The sequence below is a fragment of the Paraburkholderia sp. BCC1876 genome, from assembly GCF_902833695.1.
GTDB lineage: Bacteria > Pseudomonadota > Gammaproteobacteria > Burkholderiales > Burkholderiaceae > Paraburkholderia.
This window is the reverse complement of the sequence record NZ_CADFGI010000004.1, coordinates 1-16,527: the sequence shown is the minus strand read 5'-3', so window position 1 is coordinate 16,527 and position 16,527 is coordinate 1. Positions and strand designations below refer to the sequence as shown.

14 protein-coding genes are annotated in these 16,527 nt (G+C 62.7%); 4 read left to right on the top strand and 10 right to left on the bottom strand.

What is annotated here, in order from left to right:
- Positions 1–23: 23 nt before the first annotated feature.
- The gene (locus HWY05_RS15455) at positions 24–3,623 is read right to left on the bottom strand and encodes an indolepyruvate ferredoxin oxidoreductase family protein (protein ID WP_176058877.1); all 3,600 of its coding nucleotides are present in this window, start codon (positions 3,621–3,623) and stop codon (positions 24–26) included.
- Positions 3,624–3,980: 357 nt separating this feature from the next.
- On the opposite strand from HWY05_RS15455, the gene HWY05_RS15450 reads away from it, so the two are divergent.
- On the top strand, positions 3,981–4,181 hold the full coding sequence (locus tag HWY05_RS15450) for a hypothetical protein (protein ID WP_035554693.1): 201 nt from the start codon (positions 3,981–3,983) through the stop codon (positions 4,179–4,181).
- A 175-nt stretch (positions 4,182–4,356) separates the two neighbouring features.
- Here HWY05_RS15450 and hppD read toward each other — a convergent pair whose 3' ends face one another.
- Entirely contained in the window at positions 4,357–5,454 is a 1,098-nt protein-coding gene (hppD, locus tag HWY05_RS15445; RefSeq protein WP_035554695.1) for a 4-hydroxyphenylpyruvate dioxygenase, read from the bottom strand.
- A 179-nt stretch (positions 5,455–5,633) separates the two neighbouring features.
- On the opposite strand from hppD, the gene HWY05_RS15440 reads away from it, so the two are divergent.
- Positions 5,634–6,131 carry an Lrp/AsnC family transcriptional regulator gene (locus HWY05_RS15440; RefSeq protein WP_176058876.1) on the top strand — a complete coding sequence of 166 codons (498 nt, stop codon included), beginning with the start codon at positions 5,634–5,636 and terminating at the stop codon, positions 6,129–6,131.
- Between the two features lie 102 nt (positions 6,132–6,233).
- Here HWY05_RS15440 and HWY05_RS15435 read toward each other — a convergent pair whose 3' ends face one another.
- From HWY05_RS15435 to paaA, 8 genes are all read right to left on the bottom strand, one after another.
- Complete coding sequence (locus HWY05_RS15435; RefSeq protein WP_035554701.1) at positions 6,234–6,902, bottom strand: GNAT family N-acetyltransferase; 669 nt, start codon at positions 6,900–6,902, stop codon at positions 6,234–6,236.
- Positions 6,903–7,144: 242 nt separating this feature from the next.
- The gene (locus HWY05_RS15430; RefSeq protein WP_035554703.1) at positions 7,145–7,753 is read right to left on the bottom strand and encodes a TetR/AcrR family transcriptional regulator; all 609 of its coding nucleotides are present in this window, start codon (positions 7,751–7,753) and stop codon (positions 7,145–7,147) included.
- A 14-nt stretch (positions 7,754–7,767) separates the two neighbouring features.
- The gene (locus HWY05_RS15425) at positions 7,768–8,580 is read right to left on the bottom strand and encodes a DUF1835 domain-containing protein (RefSeq protein WP_035554705.1); all 813 of its coding nucleotides are present in this window, start codon (positions 8,578–8,580) and stop codon (positions 7,768–7,770) included.
- 144 nt (positions 8,581–8,724) lie between these two features.
- Positions 8,725–9,813: a 1,2-phenylacetyl-CoA epoxidase subunit PaaE gene (gene paaE, locus HWY05_RS15420; RefSeq protein WP_035554707.1), complete on the bottom strand. Its 1,089-nt coding sequence runs from the start codon at positions 9,811–9,813 to the stop codon at positions 8,725–8,727.
- 1 nt (position 9,814) lies between these two features.
- Positions 9,815–10,357 (bottom strand): 1,2-phenylacetyl-CoA epoxidase subunit PaaD, encoded by a 543-nt coding sequence (gene paaD, locus HWY05_RS15415; protein WP_035554708.1) that lies wholly within the window; start codon positions 10,355–10,357, stop codon positions 9,815–9,817.
- Positions 10,358–10,427: 70 nt separating this feature from the next.
- The gene (paaC, locus tag HWY05_RS15410; RefSeq protein ID WP_176058875.1) at positions 10,428–11,231 is read right to left on the bottom strand and encodes a 1,2-phenylacetyl-CoA epoxidase subunit PaaC; all 804 of its coding nucleotides are present in this window, start codon (positions 11,229–11,231) and stop codon (positions 10,428–10,430) included.
- An 8-nt stretch (positions 11,232–11,239) separates the two neighbouring features.
- The gene (gene paaB / locus HWY05_RS15405; RefSeq protein WP_176058874.1) at positions 11,240–11,524 is read right to left on the bottom strand and encodes a 1,2-phenylacetyl-CoA epoxidase subunit PaaB; all 285 of its coding nucleotides are present in this window, start codon (positions 11,522–11,524) and stop codon (positions 11,240–11,242) included.
- Between the two features lie 39 nt (positions 11,525–11,563).
- On the bottom strand, positions 11,564–12,562 hold the full coding sequence (paaA, locus tag HWY05_RS15400) for a 1,2-phenylacetyl-CoA epoxidase subunit PaaA (RefSeq protein WP_035554714.1): 999 nt from the start codon (positions 12,560–12,562) through the stop codon (positions 11,564–11,566).
- A gap of 215 nt (positions 12,563–12,777) precedes the next feature.
- On the opposite strand from paaA, the gene HWY05_RS15395 reads away from it, so the two are divergent.
- A complete protein-coding gene (locus tag HWY05_RS15395; RefSeq protein WP_035554716.1) occupies positions 12,778–14,391 on the top strand; it encodes an NAD(P)/FAD-dependent oxidoreductase in 1,614 nt (537 codons plus the stop codon).
- A 342-nt stretch (positions 14,392–14,733) separates the two neighbouring features.
- Complete coding sequence (locus tag HWY05_RS15390) at positions 14,734–16,005, top strand: SGNH/GDSL hydrolase family protein (protein WP_176059183.1); 1,272 nt, start codon at positions 14,734–14,736, stop codon at positions 16,003–16,005.
- Positions 16,006–16,527: the final 522 nt, after the last annotated feature.

Sequence of the window (16,527 nt, the reverse complement as noted above, 5' to 3'; positions counted from 1 at the left end):
TTCGAGCCATTCAAGCCACTGATTCAAGCCGCGTGTTGCGTCTTGCCGGCGTCAGGCGAACGCCAGCGCGCCAGCAATTCGTTCCACTTGATGCGCACGCCCTTCAGGTTATTTTCCTTCACGTGACCGTAGCCGCGGATGCCGTCCGGCAGATTCGCCAACTCCACCGCGAGTTCACGCTTCTGCGTGGTCAGCCCGCCGATCAGCTCACGCACCAGCGCTTCGTACTCGCCGATCAACGCCCGCTCGGTGCGACGCTCTTCGGTCTTGCCGAACACGTCGAACGCGGTGCCGCGCAGGAACTTGAACCTGGCCAGCACATGCATCGCGCTGAACACCCACGGACCGTACTTCTTCTTGACCAGATGGCCGTGAGCGTCTTTCTTCGAGAAGGTCGGCGGTGCGAGGTGAATATGCAGCTTCCAGTCACCTTCGAAATTCGCCTTCAGCTTGTCGATGAACGCCGGGTCGCTGTACAGACGCGCGACTTCGTACTCGTCCTTGTACGCCATCAGCTTATGCAGGTTCTTCGCGACGGTTTCGGTCAACGGCAACTGGCTGTCGATCGAATCGAGCGCCGATTCCGCCACCCGCACCTGTGACACCAGCGCGCGATAACGGTCCGCGTACGCGGCGTTCTGCCATGCCGTGAGGTAGTCGGCGCGCTTGTCGATCAGCGTGTCGAGCGCCTTCGGGGTGTGCAGCGAGATGATCTTGCTGCTCGCCGTTTCCGCCTTCACGCCATTGCCTTGCGCCTGTACCAGCTTGCGCACCGCAGCCAGATCGTGCGCGGCGCGACGGCCCCACTCGAAAGCCGCGCGGTTCTTGTCGACCTGCACGTTGTTGAGTTCGATGGCGCGCATCAGCGACTGATACGTCAACGGCACCCAGCCGCGTTGCCATGCATAGCCGAGCACGAATGGGTTCGTGTAGATCGCGTCGCCGAGCAGCGCGAGCGCGAAGTGATTCGCGTCGACTGTATCGACACCGTCTTCGCCCGCACCGGCGCGCACGTCGGCTTCCGTGCTGCTGCCCGGGAAGCGCCAGTTCGGGTTCTTGATCAGGTCGGCGGTCGGCGTGTGCGCGCTGTTCAGCACGACGCGCGTGCGGCCCACCTGCATCCGCGACACGCATTCGTCGCTGGCCGTGACGATCGCGTCGCAGCCGATCACGAGACTCGCTTCGCCCATGGCGATGCGGGTGGCGTGGATGTCGGCCGGATGCTTGGCGATCTGCACGTGGCTCATCACGGCGCCGCCCTTCTGCGCGAGGCCGGTGACGTCGAGCACCGTGACGCCCTTGTTCTCCAGATGCGCGGCCATGCCGAGCAACGCGCCGATCGTGACCACGCCTGTCCCGCCGACGCCCGTCACCAGCACGCCGTACGGACGTTCCATGGACGGCAGTTCGGGTTCCGGCACCGGCGGCAGGGTGTCGCCGGCGGCGCCCGAGGCGGCCTTCGGCTTACGCAACTGACCGCCTTCCACCGAGACGAAGCTCGGGCAGAAACCGTTCACGCACGAGAAGTCTTTGTTGCAGGTCGACTGGTTGATCTGGCGCTTGGTGCCGAATTCGGTATCGAGCGGCTCGACCGACAGGCAGTTCGACTTCACCGAGCAATCGCCGCAGCCTTCGCAGACCGCGTCGTTGATCACCACGCGGCGTGCCGGATCCGGATACGTGCCGCGTTTGCGACGGCGGCGCTTTTCGGTCGCGCAGGTCTGGTCATAGATCAGGATCGTGGTGCCCGACACTTCGCGCAGTTGACGCTGAATCTCGTCGAGCTTGTCGCGATGGTGAATGTCGATACCCGGCGCCAGACCGACGTTCGCCGAATACTTCTCCGGCTCGTCGGTGACGATCACGATCTTGGTTGCGCCTTCGGCGGCGAGCTGATGCGTGATCTGCGGCACGGTCAGCACGCCGTCGACCGGTTGGCCACCCGTCATCGCAACCGCGTCGTTATAGAGAATCTTGTAGGTGATGTTCACCTTCGAGGCGATCGCCGCGCGAATCGCCAGCAGCCCCGAGTGGAAGTAGGTGCCGTCGCCGAGGTTGGCGAACACGTGTTTGTCGTTAGTGAAGGGCGACTGACCGACCCACGCCACGCCTTCGCCGCCCATCTGGCTGAAGGTGCTGGTGTTGCGGTCCATCCACACCGTCATGTAGTGGCAGCCAATGCCGGCCATGGCGCGCGAACCTTCCGGCACATTGGTCGACGTGTTGTGCGGGCAGCCCGAGCAGAACCACGGCTTGCGTTCGGCTTCGACGCGCGGACGGGCCAGTGCTTTTTCCTTCGCTTCGATCACCGCGATGCGCGATGCGATACGCGCACGCACGTCCGACGGCAGATCGAACTTGTCCAGCCGCGTGGCGATCGCCTTGGCGATGATCGCGGGCGACAGTTCGTAATGTGCGGGCAGCAGCCAGTTACCCATCGGCACCGACCATTCGCCGCCGGCGCCGTCTTTCTCGTCGAACTTGCCGAACACACGCGGACGTTGCGCATCCGGCCAGTTGTACAGCTCTTCCTTGATCGCGTATTCGAGAATCTGGCGCTTTTCCTCGACCACGAGAATTTCGTCGAGGCCCTTCGCGAAGGCATGCGCGCCTTGCGCTTCGAGCGGCCACACGCAGCCGACCTTATAGAGCCGGATGCCGATGCGCGAGCAGGTTTCGTCGTCGAGACCGAGGTCGGTCAGCGCCTGACGCACGTCCAGATAGGCCTTGCCGCCGGTCATGATGCCGAAGCGCGCATGCGGCGAATCGATTTCGACGCGGTCCAGCTTGTTGGCGCGCACGTAGGCGAGCGCCGCGTACCACTTGTAGTCGAGCAGACGCGCTTCCTGCACCAGCGGCGAATCCGGCCAGCGGATATTCAGGCCGCCCTCGGGCATCGCGAAGTCTTCCGGCAGGATGATTTTGGTGCGGTGCGGATCGATGTCGACCGACGCCGACGATTCGACCACGTCGGTCACGCACTTCATCGCGACCCACAGGCCGGAGTAGCGACTCATGGCCCAGCCGTGCAGACCGAAGTCGAGATATTCCTGCACGTTCGACGGGAACAGCACCGGCAGGCCGCACGCCTTGAAGATGTGTTCGGACTGGTGCGCAAGCGTGGAGGACTTGGCCGCGTGGTCGTCGCCGGCCAGCACCAGCACACCGCCGTGCTGCGCGGAGCCGGCCGAGTTGCCGTGCTTGAAGACGTCGCCGGAACGGTCGACGCCGGGGCCCTTGCCGTACCACATCGAGAACACGCCGTCGTATTTGGCGCTGGGATACAGATTGACCTGCTGCGAACCCCAGACGGCGGTTGCCGCGAGGTCTTCGTTGACGCCGGGCTGGAACACGACCTGATGCGCGGCGAGATGCTGCTTCGCTTTCCACAAGGATTGGTCGAGTCCGCCGAGCGGCGATCCACGGTAGCCGGAGATGAAACCGGCCGTATTGAGTCCGGCTGCACGGTCGCGTTCCTGCTGCAGCATCGGCAGGCGCACCAGCGCCTGGATGCCGCTCATATACGCGCGGCCGCGTTCGAGGGTGTATTTGTCGTCGAGCGTGACGGAAGACAAGGCAGCTTCGAGCGAGGCTCGCTGACCTGCGTCTAGCGGGGCATTCATTATGTGTACTCCTCCAACCAGTTTGGGATCACCAAAACTTTTTGGGCCTCGGCATCTTTTGAATGCTTGTGCCCGGGGTCGCCATATTGACGTGTTTTAAGTGATGGTAGCACTGGTGAAAACCCGCCGCAGTGCGCCAAAAATGCTGCGCTGCAAGGGATTTGGCGCATTGATGCGCTCTGCATTGCGACGCGTGGCAATCTTTGACGACGAGCATGTAACAAGCTGTAAAAACTACAAATTCAAGGAACCGTAGTTGAAATACCTGTCTAACCCCCACCTGCGAGCAATGTCAGCGCAACGCTCCGCATTCGGTGGAGCTTCACGACAGCAGGGCAGTTAGAAAAAGGAGTACGCATGAACACGAGAAACATCCAGACCTTCCTGATGGTATCGGCCGCTTTTTTCGCGATGAGCGCACCGGTCCGCTCGAGCACGGGCAGTGCGGGGGCGTTGTCGAACGCGGTGACCCGTACGGCGCAAGTGGCGCCCGCGAGCATCGCCATGGAACGCGTTACGCGCTCCAGCAAGGACGACGAGGAAGACCAGAATTCGTGATGCACCGCCCGAGCGGTGTGTCGATGTCGTTGGATAACTAGCCGTTGATCCTGTTGAGATAACGGTGCAAATACGCGGTGCAAAAAAAGGGCGGGGATCGCAAGATCCTCGCCCTTTCTTCTTATCGGCCGTGCGCGGGTTGCGCGCACCGGCTCACCTCAACTCAATCTGGCTGTCAGACCTTGTCCTGCACCACGCCGCGGCGAATCTGATCCAGTTCGATCGATTCGAACAGTGCCTTGAAGTTGCCTTCGCCGAAGCCCTGATTGCCCTTGCGCTGAATGATCTCGAAGAAGATCGGGCCGATCTGGTTTTCGGTAAAGATCTGCAGCAGCAGGTCGTCCGGCGCGCCGTCGATCAGGATCTTGCGCTTGCGCAGTTCCTCGAGCGGTTCGCCATGGTTCGGCACGCGGCGATCGACCAGCTCGTAGTACGTGTCGATCGTGTCGAGCAGCGAAATGTTCGCGGTGCGCAGACCGTCCACGGTACGGTAGATGTCATTGCTGCCGAGCGCAATGTGCTGAATGCCTTCGCCGCGATACGCGTCGAGGTATTCCTGAATCTGGCCGGCCGTTTCCGAGCCTTCCTCGTTGATCGGAATCCGGATCTTGCCGCACGGCGAGCTCATCGCCTTCGACTTCACGCCGGTCACCTTGCCTTCGATGTCGAAGTAACGCACTTCGCGGAAGTTGAACAGGCGCTCGTAGAACTCCGCCCATTCATCCATGCGGCCGCGATGGACGTTGTGCGTCAGGTGGTCGATATAGGTAAGGCCGTGGCCGACCGGATTCGGGTTTGCGCCCGGAATCGGTTCGAAGTCGACGTCGTAAATATCGATGTTGCCGATGCTGCCCGCGTCCGCGCCGTTCTTGCCGCGCCAACGGTCGACGAAATAGATCAGCGAGTCGCCGATACCCTTGATCGCCGGAATGTTCAGTTCCATCGGGCCGGTCTTGTTGTCGAAACCCCAGGCGCCTTTTTCGACTGCCTGCTGATAGGCCTTGGCGGCGTCCTGAACGCGGAACGCGATCGCGCAGATCGACGGGCCGTGCAGGCGCGTGAAGCGTTGCGCGAACGAATCCTGTTCGCCGTTGACGATAAAGTTGATCTCGCCCTGGCGATACAGCGTCACGTTTTTATGGCGATGCCGCGCGACGGCGGTGAAGCCCATCTGTTCGAACAGCTTGCCGAGCGCAACCGGATCCGGGGCGGTGTATTCGATGAATTCGAAGCCGTCGGTGCCGACGGGATTGTCCCAAGTTGAAACCTGCATGGTCTGTCTCCTGATTCCTGAAGTGCGCCGGCGCGTTGTGCGAGTGGGGAAGGGGTGTTGAGCGCGATTCGGATGACGCCAGTGTAAAGGCGTCATCACGGCGAAAACTTGCGAAATAAAGCACGTGTGGATACGCTGGCGCTATTTTCTAGCGCAGTAACTCACGTGGAGGGCAGAAAATGGCCGATTTAGAGATGGACGCCATCGACAGGCGCATTCTGGCGATCCTTCAGGAGAATGGCCGGCTGTCGAATCAGGAGATCGCCGAGTGCGTGAACCTGTCGCCGAGTCCGTGTCTGCGGCGGATTCGTCGGCTGGAAGAGTGCGGCGTGATCCGCGGCTATGTCGCGCTACTGGATGCGCAGCGGCTCGGGCTGGATCTGCTCGCGTACGTGAACGTGCGGCTGGAAAAGCGTGGCGGGCCGGCGCCTCGTCCGCGCGGCGACGTCACGCACGCGGATCAGTTTCGCGCGGCCGTGCAGACATGGCCCGAAGTGGTCGCATGCCACGCAATGACGGGCGACATGGACTATCTGCTGCGCGTGCAGGTGGAGGATATGGCGCACTTTTCCCGCTTCATGCAGGATCAACTGCTGCACCATCCGTCGGTGATCGACGTGAAGACGAGCTTCTCGCTCGACACGATAAAGGAGACCACCGCGTTGCCTATTTTGTAAGCACGGTACGGGACCGCAGCCCGCGAGCGGCGGAACGCGCAGGCCAAACAAAAAGGGCAGCCATTGGGCTGCCCTCTGTCATTGCGCCGAAGCGTTTGCTGCTCAGGCCGCGGCGGCGGTCGGCATAAACGATTCGAACAGTTTCGACGCCTGACGCGCTTGGCGCTTCATGGCGTAGTCGAACACGGCGGCCTGCTCCTGCAGCATCTCGGCGATGATGCTCGATTGATCCGCCGGCGGCAGCGTCAGATAAGCGTCGGCTTCGCCGTACGCGTATTCGATCTTCATGCCGGCCTTTTTCGCGATGTGCATCATGGTCGAGTTGCGCGACAGGCAATGCATGTACAGCGAGCTGACGTGCGTATTGCGGCTGCGAATGGCGGCGCGCTCGAACAGCTTCGAGCCGATGCCCTGGCCGCGCACGCTTTCCAGCACCGAGACGCCAAATTCGGCGGTGCGCTTGTCGCCTTCGGCCGGCAGATACGCCAGATGGCCGACGCCGGTGAGTTGCAACTGGCTGTTGAATACGCCGAACACCGTGTCGCGCGTGAAGTCGATTGCGCGGACGTAGTTTTCGATCACGTGGTTCGGCACGATCTGGCCGAAGCGCAGCAGGCGGTCGTCTTCGCCGAGCGCGAGGAAGTGGGTCAGCAGCCGCTCGCGGTCGACCGCGGTGAGTTCACGGACCAGAGCAGGCGCACGACCGGCAGGTTGCGACAACGGATCGCGCGGAACGATCTGCTCAGCAACGCGGGGTGTAATCAAGTTCATGGTCGGGTTCTCCTTGGATCAAGCGGCGTGGTGCACCGCAAAAATCATTTTAGCGGAAAGCCGACCCCGAGCCTAGGGAAAACCCGTATCTCGTTTTGAGTTAAATGCCTAAAAATATTGCGCCCTATTTTTAGGGCGTTGATTCATAAAGAAAAACAAAATGAACGGGTGTTCATGACCCAATGCCACGCCAACGCGACGGGCAAGCCTTTATTTCATATGAATATTGCTGCTTTGCGTCATCAGGCGGGTGTCGAGCTTAGTCCGTGGTCCACCATATTGACCACCTGCTCGGCGAATTCGGTGTAGTTCATCCGGCCGTCCGGCTTGAGCCAGGTGAAGGTCCAGTTGATCATGCCGAACACCATCATGGTCAGCGCGGTCTGGTTGTCGCGCGTGGCGCGCTCCGGATACGCCCGCGCCAATTGCCGCGCGAACGCCGCGACCACGTCGCGCTGGCGGTTCAGAATCACCTCGCGCTGGGTGTCGACCAGATACTTCACGTCGTTCAACAGCGCCACGTGCCGGCTATGCGACGTCTCGTACTCGGACAGAAACGCGCGAATCAGTTCGGCGAAGGTTTCCCGCTCCGTCAGGCCGCGGCGCTGGCTCGCGCCTTCCACCTCGGCGATGATCAGCATCAGCCGCTTCGTGTAGCGGTCGAGCAGATCGAACAGGATCGCTTCCTTGCTCGCGTAGTAGTGGTACAGGCGCGCTTTCGAGGTGCCGCTCGCGGCGGCCAGATCCGCCATCGACGTGCTCGGATAGCTGGTCTGGGCGAATTTCGCCGCGGCGAGTTCGAGAATCTGTTCGCGCTGGGTTTCGTGGTCGGGCGCTCGGGTGCGGGCCATGGTCGTTGATTTTATTAGTGTGGACAGGGAGCGAGCACCGCGCACAACTCCAGCGTGCGCCACGTGTTCGCATCGCCGCGTAGCCGGATGCGCCGGGTCGCGGACAACTCGCGCAAACGCCACAGCACCATGTTGTCGCTGACCAGAAAGCCCAGTTCGGCGGCCATCAGTTCGGCGGCGACGTGCGCGGCGGGCTGCCAGCCGTCGGCGATATGTTCGAGAATCAGCGCGTCCAGATCGGCGAAATGGCCGCTCGTGAACGTGTTGTCACGCCACCGGCGGGTTTCGCCGTTCGCGTGTTTGACTTCCTGCCATTCGAGCGCCAGCCGGCTAATGCGCAGCACGGAAATCGGCGCCGCGTCCGGGAGGCGCGCTTGCAGCACGTCGGGTGCGAACATGCCGACGGACGTCGCGTGATCTTTGCGGCTGTGCGCCCATGCGCCCGGATCGGTGAGGTCGCGAATCGACAGACGCACTTCGTTCAGCCGCTGCGGATTGTTGCGCAGGTAATAGCAGACGCGACGGAGCATCAGTTGATCGGCGGCGCTGTCGCCGTGCCAGACCACGAGGTTCGCTTCGCCGCGCGCAATCGCGTCCAGCGTCGCGCCCTGCTCGCGGAATTCGCGCAGGAAATCGCGCTTCGTGTCCGCGCTGACCCGTTCCCAGAAGTCCGCGCGCACGTCGGGCGTGTCGTCGGCACCGCGCAACGGGCCGACCGCCAGATCGTCGCGCAACGCATGCACGCGATCGTCGCGGCCCGCTTGCTGCAGCGCGGTGCGCAGTGACTCGGCGGCGACGTCGCCGTTGGTGAGGTGGATCGTGCTCATCGGCAGTGGCTTCGGCAGTTGACAAAAAGGGGCCGCTCGACGACCGGAACAGGTGTCCGATCGTGAGCGGCCCCTAGTGTAAGCGGATCGTGGAACGGCTCAAAGGATTGCGGGCGTCGTTCCTGCCCGCGTGCCGTGTACGATTTACCGTTCGTCGTAGCTCACCACCACGCGATCGCTGATCGGATGGCATTGGCAGGTCAGCACGAAACCATCGCGGATTTCCTGCTCTTCAAGCGTGTAGTTCTTGTCCATCTTCACTTCGCCTTCCAGCACCTTGGCGCGGCAGGTGCAGCAGACGCCGCCCTTGCACGCATAAGGCAGCGCGAGCCCGGCCTTCAGCCCGACATCCAGCACGCTGACGCCTTGATACGGCAGGCGCAGCTTGCGCCGTTTGCCGTCGAGCACGATCTCCAACTCGGCGGCCGGCGTGTCTTCGGTGATTTCGACGGCCGGTACGCCCGCTTGCGGCAGCGGCGAACCGAAGCGCTCCACGTGGACCTTTTCCTGCGGCACGCCGGCGGCTTTCAACGCGGCTTCGGCGGCGTCCATCATCGGTGCGGGACCGCAGATGAAGGCTTCGTCGATCGCATCCGCGGGCAGCAGATTCTCAATGAAGGCCGCGCACTTCTGCTGGTCGAGCACGCCGTTGAACAGCTCGACGTCCTGCAGATCGTCGGACAGCACGTGATACAGCACGAAGCGGTTCATGAAGCGGTTCTTCAGATCCTCGAGCTCTTCCGCGAACATGATCTGATCGACGCTGCGGTTGCCGTACACCAGCGTGAACGTGCTGCGCGGCTCGATTTCGAGAGTCGTCTTGATGATCGCCAGCACCGGCGTGATGCCCGAACCGCCCGAAAACGCCAGGTATTGCTGGCCCTGATCGGCGTTCAGATGCGTGAAGAAGCGGCCGTCCGGCGTCATCACGTCGATCGTGTGGCCGGGCTGCAGCGTGTCGAACGCGAAGTTCGAGAAACGCCCGCCACGTACGCGCTTGATGCCGATGCGCAGTTCGCCGTCGCGGTCGTAATCGGTGACGCCGACGCAGATCGAATACGAGCGGCGCGTTTCCTCACCGTCGAAATGCGTTTTCAGCGTGACGAACTGGCCCTGCGTGAAGCGATAGTGATCGCGCAGTTCGACGGGGACTTCGAAGGCGACCGAGACCGCGTCGGCGGTTTCGGGCCGTACTTCGCGGATACGCAGCGAGTGGAATTGCGGGGTGGCCATATCAGTATGGTTTGAAGTAGTCGAAGGGTTCGCGGCAGTCGATGCAGCGGTACAGGGCTTTGCAGGCGGTCGAGCCGAATTGCGCGAGACGTTCGGTATGCGCCGAGCCGCAGCGCGGACACGACGGCGCGGGCAGCGCGCGCGGCACGAAGCGCATTACTTTTTCCTGCGGCGCCGCGGCCGAACCGCAGTTGCCGGTGGGCGGCGCGATGCCGTAGGCGCGCAGCTTTTCGCGGGCGTCGGCGGTCATCCAGTCGGTGGTCCAGGCCGGCGCGAGCACGGTGGAAATCCGGTAAGGCTTCAGTTCCGCGACGTCGAGCGCGTGCGCGACGTCCTCGGCGATCTGCGACATCGCCGGGCAGCCCGAGTAGGTCGGCGTGATGACGACTTCGAGCGCGCCGTCGGCGGCGCGCCGCACGTCGCGCAGAATGCCAAGCTCGCGAATCGACACCACCGGAATCTCCGGATCGGGCACCGTTTCGAGCACGGCCCACGCGTGATCGAGCGTAGCGTCGGTGCTGTAAGTGGCTGTCGAGGTCGTCATCGTCGCTTTACCGTTGGGTTAAATCGCTTGGGTCAAGTCGCTTGGCTTAGGTCGCTTGGCTTAAGCCGCGTCACCAGGTGGCGCCGGGATGCTGGCGCGCGAGGCTCTGCATTTCGGCCAGCACAAAGCCCATGTGCTCGGAATGCTCGCCGTGCTTGCCGGTCGTGATGTGCTTGACCGCTTCGGGCAGGCTCAGCGTGGCTTCGTCGAGCGTGGCGCGCACGTCGTCGAGCCAGGCGGCTTCGAGATCCGACGTCAACGGGCCGATGCCGGCCGCCGCGATCGTCTCCTCCACGGCGTCCGCGCTGAAAAACTCGCGGGTGTAAGGCATCAGGTAGTCGAGCGCGGCTTGCGCGCGGCGATGCGACTCGTCGGTGCCGTCGCCGAAACGGATCAGCCACTCGCTTGCGTGATGTACGTGGTAGCTCGTTTCCTTGATCGACTTCGACGCGATCGCGGCCAGTTGCTCGTCCGGGGACGCGGTCAGCGCCGTCCACAGATGCGCCATCAGCGTCGAATACAGGAAATTGCGCACGATCGTAACGGCGTAATCCTTCTCGGCTTGCGCCGTGCCGCACAGCGGGCCGACATGCGGCAACTCGGCGAGCGTGTAGTTGGCGAATTCGCGCTCGGCGCGGAAGTACGCGTAGTCGTCTTCCGTGCGGGTCTTGCCGGTGAGCTGCTGTTCGAGCGACGCGGCGTGCGTGTACAGCAGACGCGCCTGGCCGATCAGATCGAGACTCATGTTCGACAGCGCAATGTCCTCTTCGAGGATAGGGCCGTGGCCGCACCATTCGGTATTGCGCTGACCGAGAATCAGCGCGGTATCCGCGAGACGCAGTACGTATTGGAGATGTTGGGGCGTGATATCCATGGCCGCGCTTACATGTGGTTGACTTCGTCGGGGAGCGTGTAGAACGTCGGATGGCGGTAAATCTTGTCGCCCGCCGGTTCGAACAGCTCCGCCTTGTCTGACGGCAACGACGCCGTGATCGCCGAAGACGGCACCACCCAGATGCTCACGCCTTCCTGGCGGCGCGTGTAGACGTCGCGCGCCATGCGCAGCGCCATCGGCGCGTCAGCGGCGTGCAGGCTGCCGCAGTGTTTATGGTCGAGTCCCTGCTTGCTGCGCACGAAGACTTCCCAAATCGGCCATTCCTTGTTCATTGCTGATCTCCTGATGCTGTGTCTGGCGTGCCGCGCGAATCAGGCGGCGTGCTGTTGCGCGCGCTGGCGCTGTTTTTCGGCGTGGGCGAGGGCGGCTTCGCGGACCCACGTGCCGTCGTCGTGAGCTTTGACGCGGGTGGCGAGGCGCTCGCGGTTGCACGGGCCGTCGCCGTTGACGACGCGCCAGAATTCTTCCCAGTCGATGTCGCCGTAGTCGTGCTGACCGCGCGCTTCGTTCCACTTCAGGTCCGGGTCCGGCAGCGTGACGCCGAGCACCTTGGCCTGGTCGACGGTGGCGTCGACGAATTTCTGCCGCAGGTCGTCGTTCGAAATGCGCTTGATGCCCCATTTCGACGACTGATTGCTGTGGATCGAATCCTTGTCGCTCGGGCCGAACATCATCAGCACCGGCCACCACCAGCGGTTCACCGCCTGCTGGACCAGTTCGCGCTGCGCGTCGGTGCCGGCCATCATCGACATCAGCGCGTCGAAACCCTGGCGCTGATGGAACGACTCTTCCTTGCAGATGCGGATCATCGCGCGGGCGTACGGACCGTACGTGCAGCGGCACAGCGGAATCTGGTTCATGATCGCCGCGCCGTCCACCAGCCAGCCGATCACGCCGACGTCCGCCCAGGTGGGCGTTGGGTAATTGAAGATGCTCGAATATTTGGCTTTGCCCGCGTGCAGCGCGGCGATCAGCTGATCGCGCGAGACGCCGAGCGTTTCCGCCGCGCTATAGAGATAGAGGCCGTGACCGGCTTCGTCCTGCACCTTGGCGAGCAGAATCGCCTTGCGCTTCAGGCTGGGCGCGCGCGTGATCCAGTTGCCTTCCGGCAGCATGCCGACGATTTCCGAATGCGCGTGCTGCGAGATCTGCCGCACCAGCGTTTTGCGGTAAGCCTCGGGCATCCAGTCCTGAGCTTCGATCTTGCCGTCGGCGGCCATGACCGCATCGAATTGCGCCTGCTCGGGCGAACTCGCGCCCGCATCCAGCGGGGCGACATTGCCGGGAATATCCAGGGATTGCGTGTACATGGGGACGCTCTCTGCGGAAGTTGTCTGTGTGCGCACAGTATAAGCCAACCGACCGGTCGGTTAATAAATTTTTTGAGACAGACTGACAGTGTTGATAGGGGCAAGATTTCCGTGACGGAGGGCGTTTCGACGGAGCCGATGCCCCGTGCCGACACTTAACCTATAAAATTGCGAATTGGCCGCGATTTGCGGCCTTCCTGCATCCCCCGGTACTCATGTTACGTCTAAGCGAAATCAAACTCCCGCTCGATCACCCCGATAGCGACCTCGAAGCCGCTGTCCGCGCGCGCCTCGCGGAACTCGGCGTGGGCGCCGACGGGCTTATCCGGTACACCGTGTTTCGCCGCGCGCACGACGCGCGCAAACGCGCCGACATCAAGCTCACGTACATCGTCGACGTCGAGGTCGCGGATGAGGCCGCCGCGCTCAAGCGGCTTGCCGACGTGCCGCATTGCGGCGTGACGCCTGACATGGCTTACCGGTTCGTCGCGAAGGCGCCGGCGCAACTGACCGTGCCGCGGCCGGTGGTGATCGGCATGGGGCCGTGCGGGCTGTTCGCCGGGCTGATCCTGGCGCAAATGGGTTTCCGGCCGATTATTCTCGAGCGCGGCAAGGCCGTGCGCGAGCGCACCAAAGACACCTTCGGGCTGTGGCGCAAGTCGGTGCTCAATCCGGAGTCGAACGTGCAGTTCGGCGAAGGCGGCGCAGGTACCTTTTCGGACGGCAAGCTGTATAGCCAGATCAAGGACCCGAAGCATTACGGCCGCAAGGTGCTCGACGAATTCGTCAAGGCCGGCGCGCCGGAAGACATTCTGTTTCTGAGCCGGCCGCATATCGGCACGTTCCGGCTTGTCAGCATGGTCGAGAAGATGCGCGCGACCATTCACGAGCTGGGCGGCGAAGTGCGGTTCGAGACTCGCGTCGACGATATCGAGATCGATCAGGGCAAGGTGCGCGGGCTGAAGCTGTCGACCGGCGAGACGCTGCGCTGCGACCACGTGGTGCTGGCGGTTGGGCACAGCGCGCGCGATACCTTCCAGATGCTGAACGACCGCGGCGTCTATATAGAAGCGAAGCCGTTTTCGCTTGGATTCCGGATCGAGCATCCGCAGGGTTTGATCGATCGTGCCCGTTTCGGCAAGTTTGCCGGCCATAAGCAGTTGGGCGCCGCCGACTATAAGGTCGTGCATCACAGCAGCAATGGGCGCGCGGTGTATAGCTTCTGTATGTGCCCGGGCGGCACGGTGGTGGCGGCGACGTCGGAGCCGGGTCGTGTGGTGACGAACGGCATGAGCCAGTATTCGCGGGCGGAGCGCAACGCGAACGCGGGGATTGTCGTCGGTATTACGCCGGAGGACTATCCGGGCGGCCCGCTCGCCGGCATCGCTTTCCAGCGGAAGTGGGAAGAGCGGGCGTTCGAGTTGGGCGGCGGTAACTATATGGCGCCTGGGCAGCTGGTCGGCGATTTCATTGCTGGGCGGCCGTCTACGTCGTTGGGTTCGGTGGTGCCTTCTTACAAACCGGGCGTGCATCCCACTGATCTCAGCACCGCGCTGCCTGATTATGTGATCGAAGCTATTCGCGAAGCTTTGCCGCAGATGGACAAGAAGATCGCCGGCTTTGCGATGCATGACGCTGTGCTGACGGGCGTGGAGACGAGAACGTCGTCGCCGATCCGGGTGCGTCGGCGGGATGATTATCAGAGTATGAATGTCGAGGGCTTGTATCCGGCGGGTGAGGGCGCCGGGTATGCGGGCGGGATTTATTCGGCCGCGATTGATGGGATCGAGGTGGCTGAGGCGGTGGCGCTGAAGATGGCGGGGGTGTAAGGGGCGGCTGGTATTGGGTGAGGGTGCGGTTATGGGTGGGTGGTGGCTTGGTCTTGGTATTAGCGGATGAGGTTGGCGTCTGAGGCTTGGTGATCGGGGCCCGATGTCCACGGCCCCGCACTCAAAGCTCGGCACTGCGCACCGGTTCCCAGTGCCAGTGCCAGTGCCAGTGCCAGTGCCAGTGCCAGTGGGCGTGGCCATGCCCGGCGCCCCAGCACCCAGCACCCAGCACCCAGCACCCAGCACCCAGCACCCAGCACCCAGCACCCAGCACCCAAGGTGCGCCGCGATCGATCTAGCGTTCGGGCACAATGGACGCTTCGCCTCGAACCGACCATCCGAATGACTTTTCGCACCCTGGCTGCCGCATGCGGCGCGGCGCTGCTTGCCCAATTCGCTGTTTCCCCGACCGTTTTCGCCGCCGATGCCCCCGCGCACTGGGTCGCCGCCTGGGCGACCGCGCTGCAGCCGATTCCGCAACGCGAGGACTTGCCACCTTTGTATCGCGCGCCGGAAGTCGCCGGACGCACCGTGCGCCAGATCGTGTATCCGACGCTGTCGGGACGAGCCGCGCGAATCCACCTCAGCAACGAGTACGGCAAGACGCCGCTCGTGATCGATGATTTGCGCATCGCCCGCTCGGCGGGCGGCGCGGCCGCGGTGGCGAATGACGGGGCACGCGTGACTTTCGGCGGCAAATCGGCGGTGAGCATCCCGGCGGGCGGCGAGCTGGATAGCGATCCGGTCACGATCGACATCGCCGACGGCGCGCCGTACGCCATCAGCGCGTTCATGGGCCCGGAGCAGCGAATCGTTGCGTGGCATCGCGTATCGAGCCAGGTCAATTACGTTTCCGAGCCGGGGAATCATGCAGCGGATGCTTCTGCCGAAGCGTTCCGTGGGCGTTTCACTCAATATGTGTGGGTAACGGGGGTATCGGTGGAGGCGACGCCGTCATCGGGCGCGGTCGCCGCCATTGGCGACTCGATCACCGATGGCATGCGCTCCAGCCTGAATCAGAATCACCGCTGGCCGGACGCGTTGGCGCGCCGACTGGCCGGTAGCAACGACCGGACGACGGCGATCGTCAACCTCGGCATCAGCGGCAATCGGCTGCTGAGCGACTCGCCTTGCTACGGGGATGCGCTCGCCAGACGCTTCGAGCGCGATGTTCTCGGGCGGCCGGGCGTCAAGACGGCGATCCTGCTGATCGGCATCAACGACATTAATTTCGCCTCGATGCCGGCTCGCAGCGGCCTCGACTGCGACTTTCCGCATACCTCGGTGACGGCGCCCGATCTGATCGCGGGGTACCAACGGGTGATTACCGCGGCGCGGCACGCCGGCGTGAAGGTGTTCGGCGCAACTTTGACGCCGGCATCGCTGCCGGCGCAGCGGGAGAGCATCCGACTCGCTGTCAACCAGTGGATTCGGACCAGCCATGCATTTGACGGCGTCGTGGATTTCGATGCGGCGTTGCGTGACCCGGGGCAGCCGGACCGCCTGCGGCGGAACTTCGACAGTGGCGATCACATCCATCCGAGCGACGCCGGCTATGCGGCAATGGCGGACGCCGTTCCGCTGGACACAGTAGTAAATTCCATGCGCAAATGAGCTGCGGGAAAATATTTCCATCGAACCCTTGTCATATGGCGAATGTTGTCCTAAGATTCGCCTCCTCGTTTGCGAACGAGGGCCGCGGCAGAAACCAGCGGCCGTAGCGTCAACAAGGTTTTAAGCGAAAGCAAAAAATGTTGTTGACGAAACGAAAAAGAGCCTTCATAATCTCGTTTCTCTGCTGCAGATGCAGCGACGCAGAACGAAGTGGTGCCGGGTAGTTGTGATGTTGACGACACGCGGTGCTGGTTTGGTAGTGAATGCGTAATCGATCTTTAAAAATTAACAGCCGATAAGTGTGGGCGCTTGATGCGAGACGCGAGGCGGATCTTTCGGGATCTGCCGTAAAGCGAAAGTATCAAGTCTCACACAGTAATGAAAGGAAGGTTTGACTGTCGAAAGACGATCGAACAATTCGTCAGTACGTTGAGTGAGCGACCGGTTCTTAACGGAACCGAAAAACAGTAACAGGTTTGAACTGAAGAGTTTGATCCTGGCTCAGATTGAACGCTGGCGGCA

Bases quoted from the DNA above. Each gene is read 5' to 3' on its own strand.
- HWY05_RS15435 (WP_035554701.1), bottom strand. From the start codon at position 6,902: ATGAACTTGATTACACCCCGCGTTGCTGAGCAGATCGTTCCGCGCGAT.
- HWY05_RS15440 (WP_176058876.1), top strand. From the start codon at position 5,634: ATGGCCGATTTAGAGATGGACGCCATCGACAGGCGCATTCTGGCGATC.
- HWY05_RS15430 (WP_035554703.1), bottom strand. From the start codon at position 7,753: ATGGCCCGCACCCGAGCGCCCGACCACGAAACCCAGCGCGAACAGATT.
- HWY05_RS15395 (WP_035554716.1), top strand. From the start codon at position 12,778: ATGTTACGTCTAAGCGAAATCAAACTCCCGCTCGATCACCCCGATAGC.
- paaC (WP_176058875.1), bottom strand. From the start codon at position 11,231: ATGGATATCACGCCCCAACATCTCCAATACGTACTGCGTCTCGCGGAT.
- paaD (WP_035554708.1), bottom strand. From the start codon at position 10,357: ATGACGACCTCGACAGCCACTTACAGCACCGACGCTACGCTCGATCAC.
- HWY05_RS15425 (WP_035554705.1), bottom strand. From the start codon at position 8,580: ATGAGCACGATCCACCTCACCAACGGCGACGTCGCCGCCGAGTCACTG.
- paaA (WP_035554714.1), bottom strand. From the start codon at position 12,562: ATGTACACGCAATCCCTGGATATTCCCGGCAATGTCGCCCCGCTGGAT.
- HWY05_RS15390 (WP_176059183.1), top strand. From the start codon at position 14,734: ATGACTTTTCGCACCCTGGCTGCCGCATGCGGCGCGGCGCTGCTTGCC.
- paaE (WP_035554707.1), bottom strand. From the start codon at position 9,813: ATGGCCACCCCGCAATTCCACTCGCTGCGTATCCGCGAAGTACGGCCC.
- HWY05_RS15450 (WP_035554693.1), top strand. From the start codon at position 3,981: ATGAACACGAGAAACATCCAGACCTTCCTGATGGTATCGGCCGCTTTT.
- HWY05_RS15455 (WP_176058877.1), bottom strand. From the start codon at position 3,623: ATGAATGCCCCGCTAGACGCAGGTCAGCGAGCCTCGCTCGAAGCTGCC.
- paaB (WP_176058874.1), bottom strand. From the start codon at position 11,524: ATGAACAAGGAATGGCCGATTTGGGAAGTCTTCGTGCGCAGCAAGCAG.
- hppD (WP_035554695.1), bottom strand. From the start codon at position 5,454: ATGCAGGTTTCAACTTGGGACAATCCCGTCGGCACCGACGGCTTCGAA.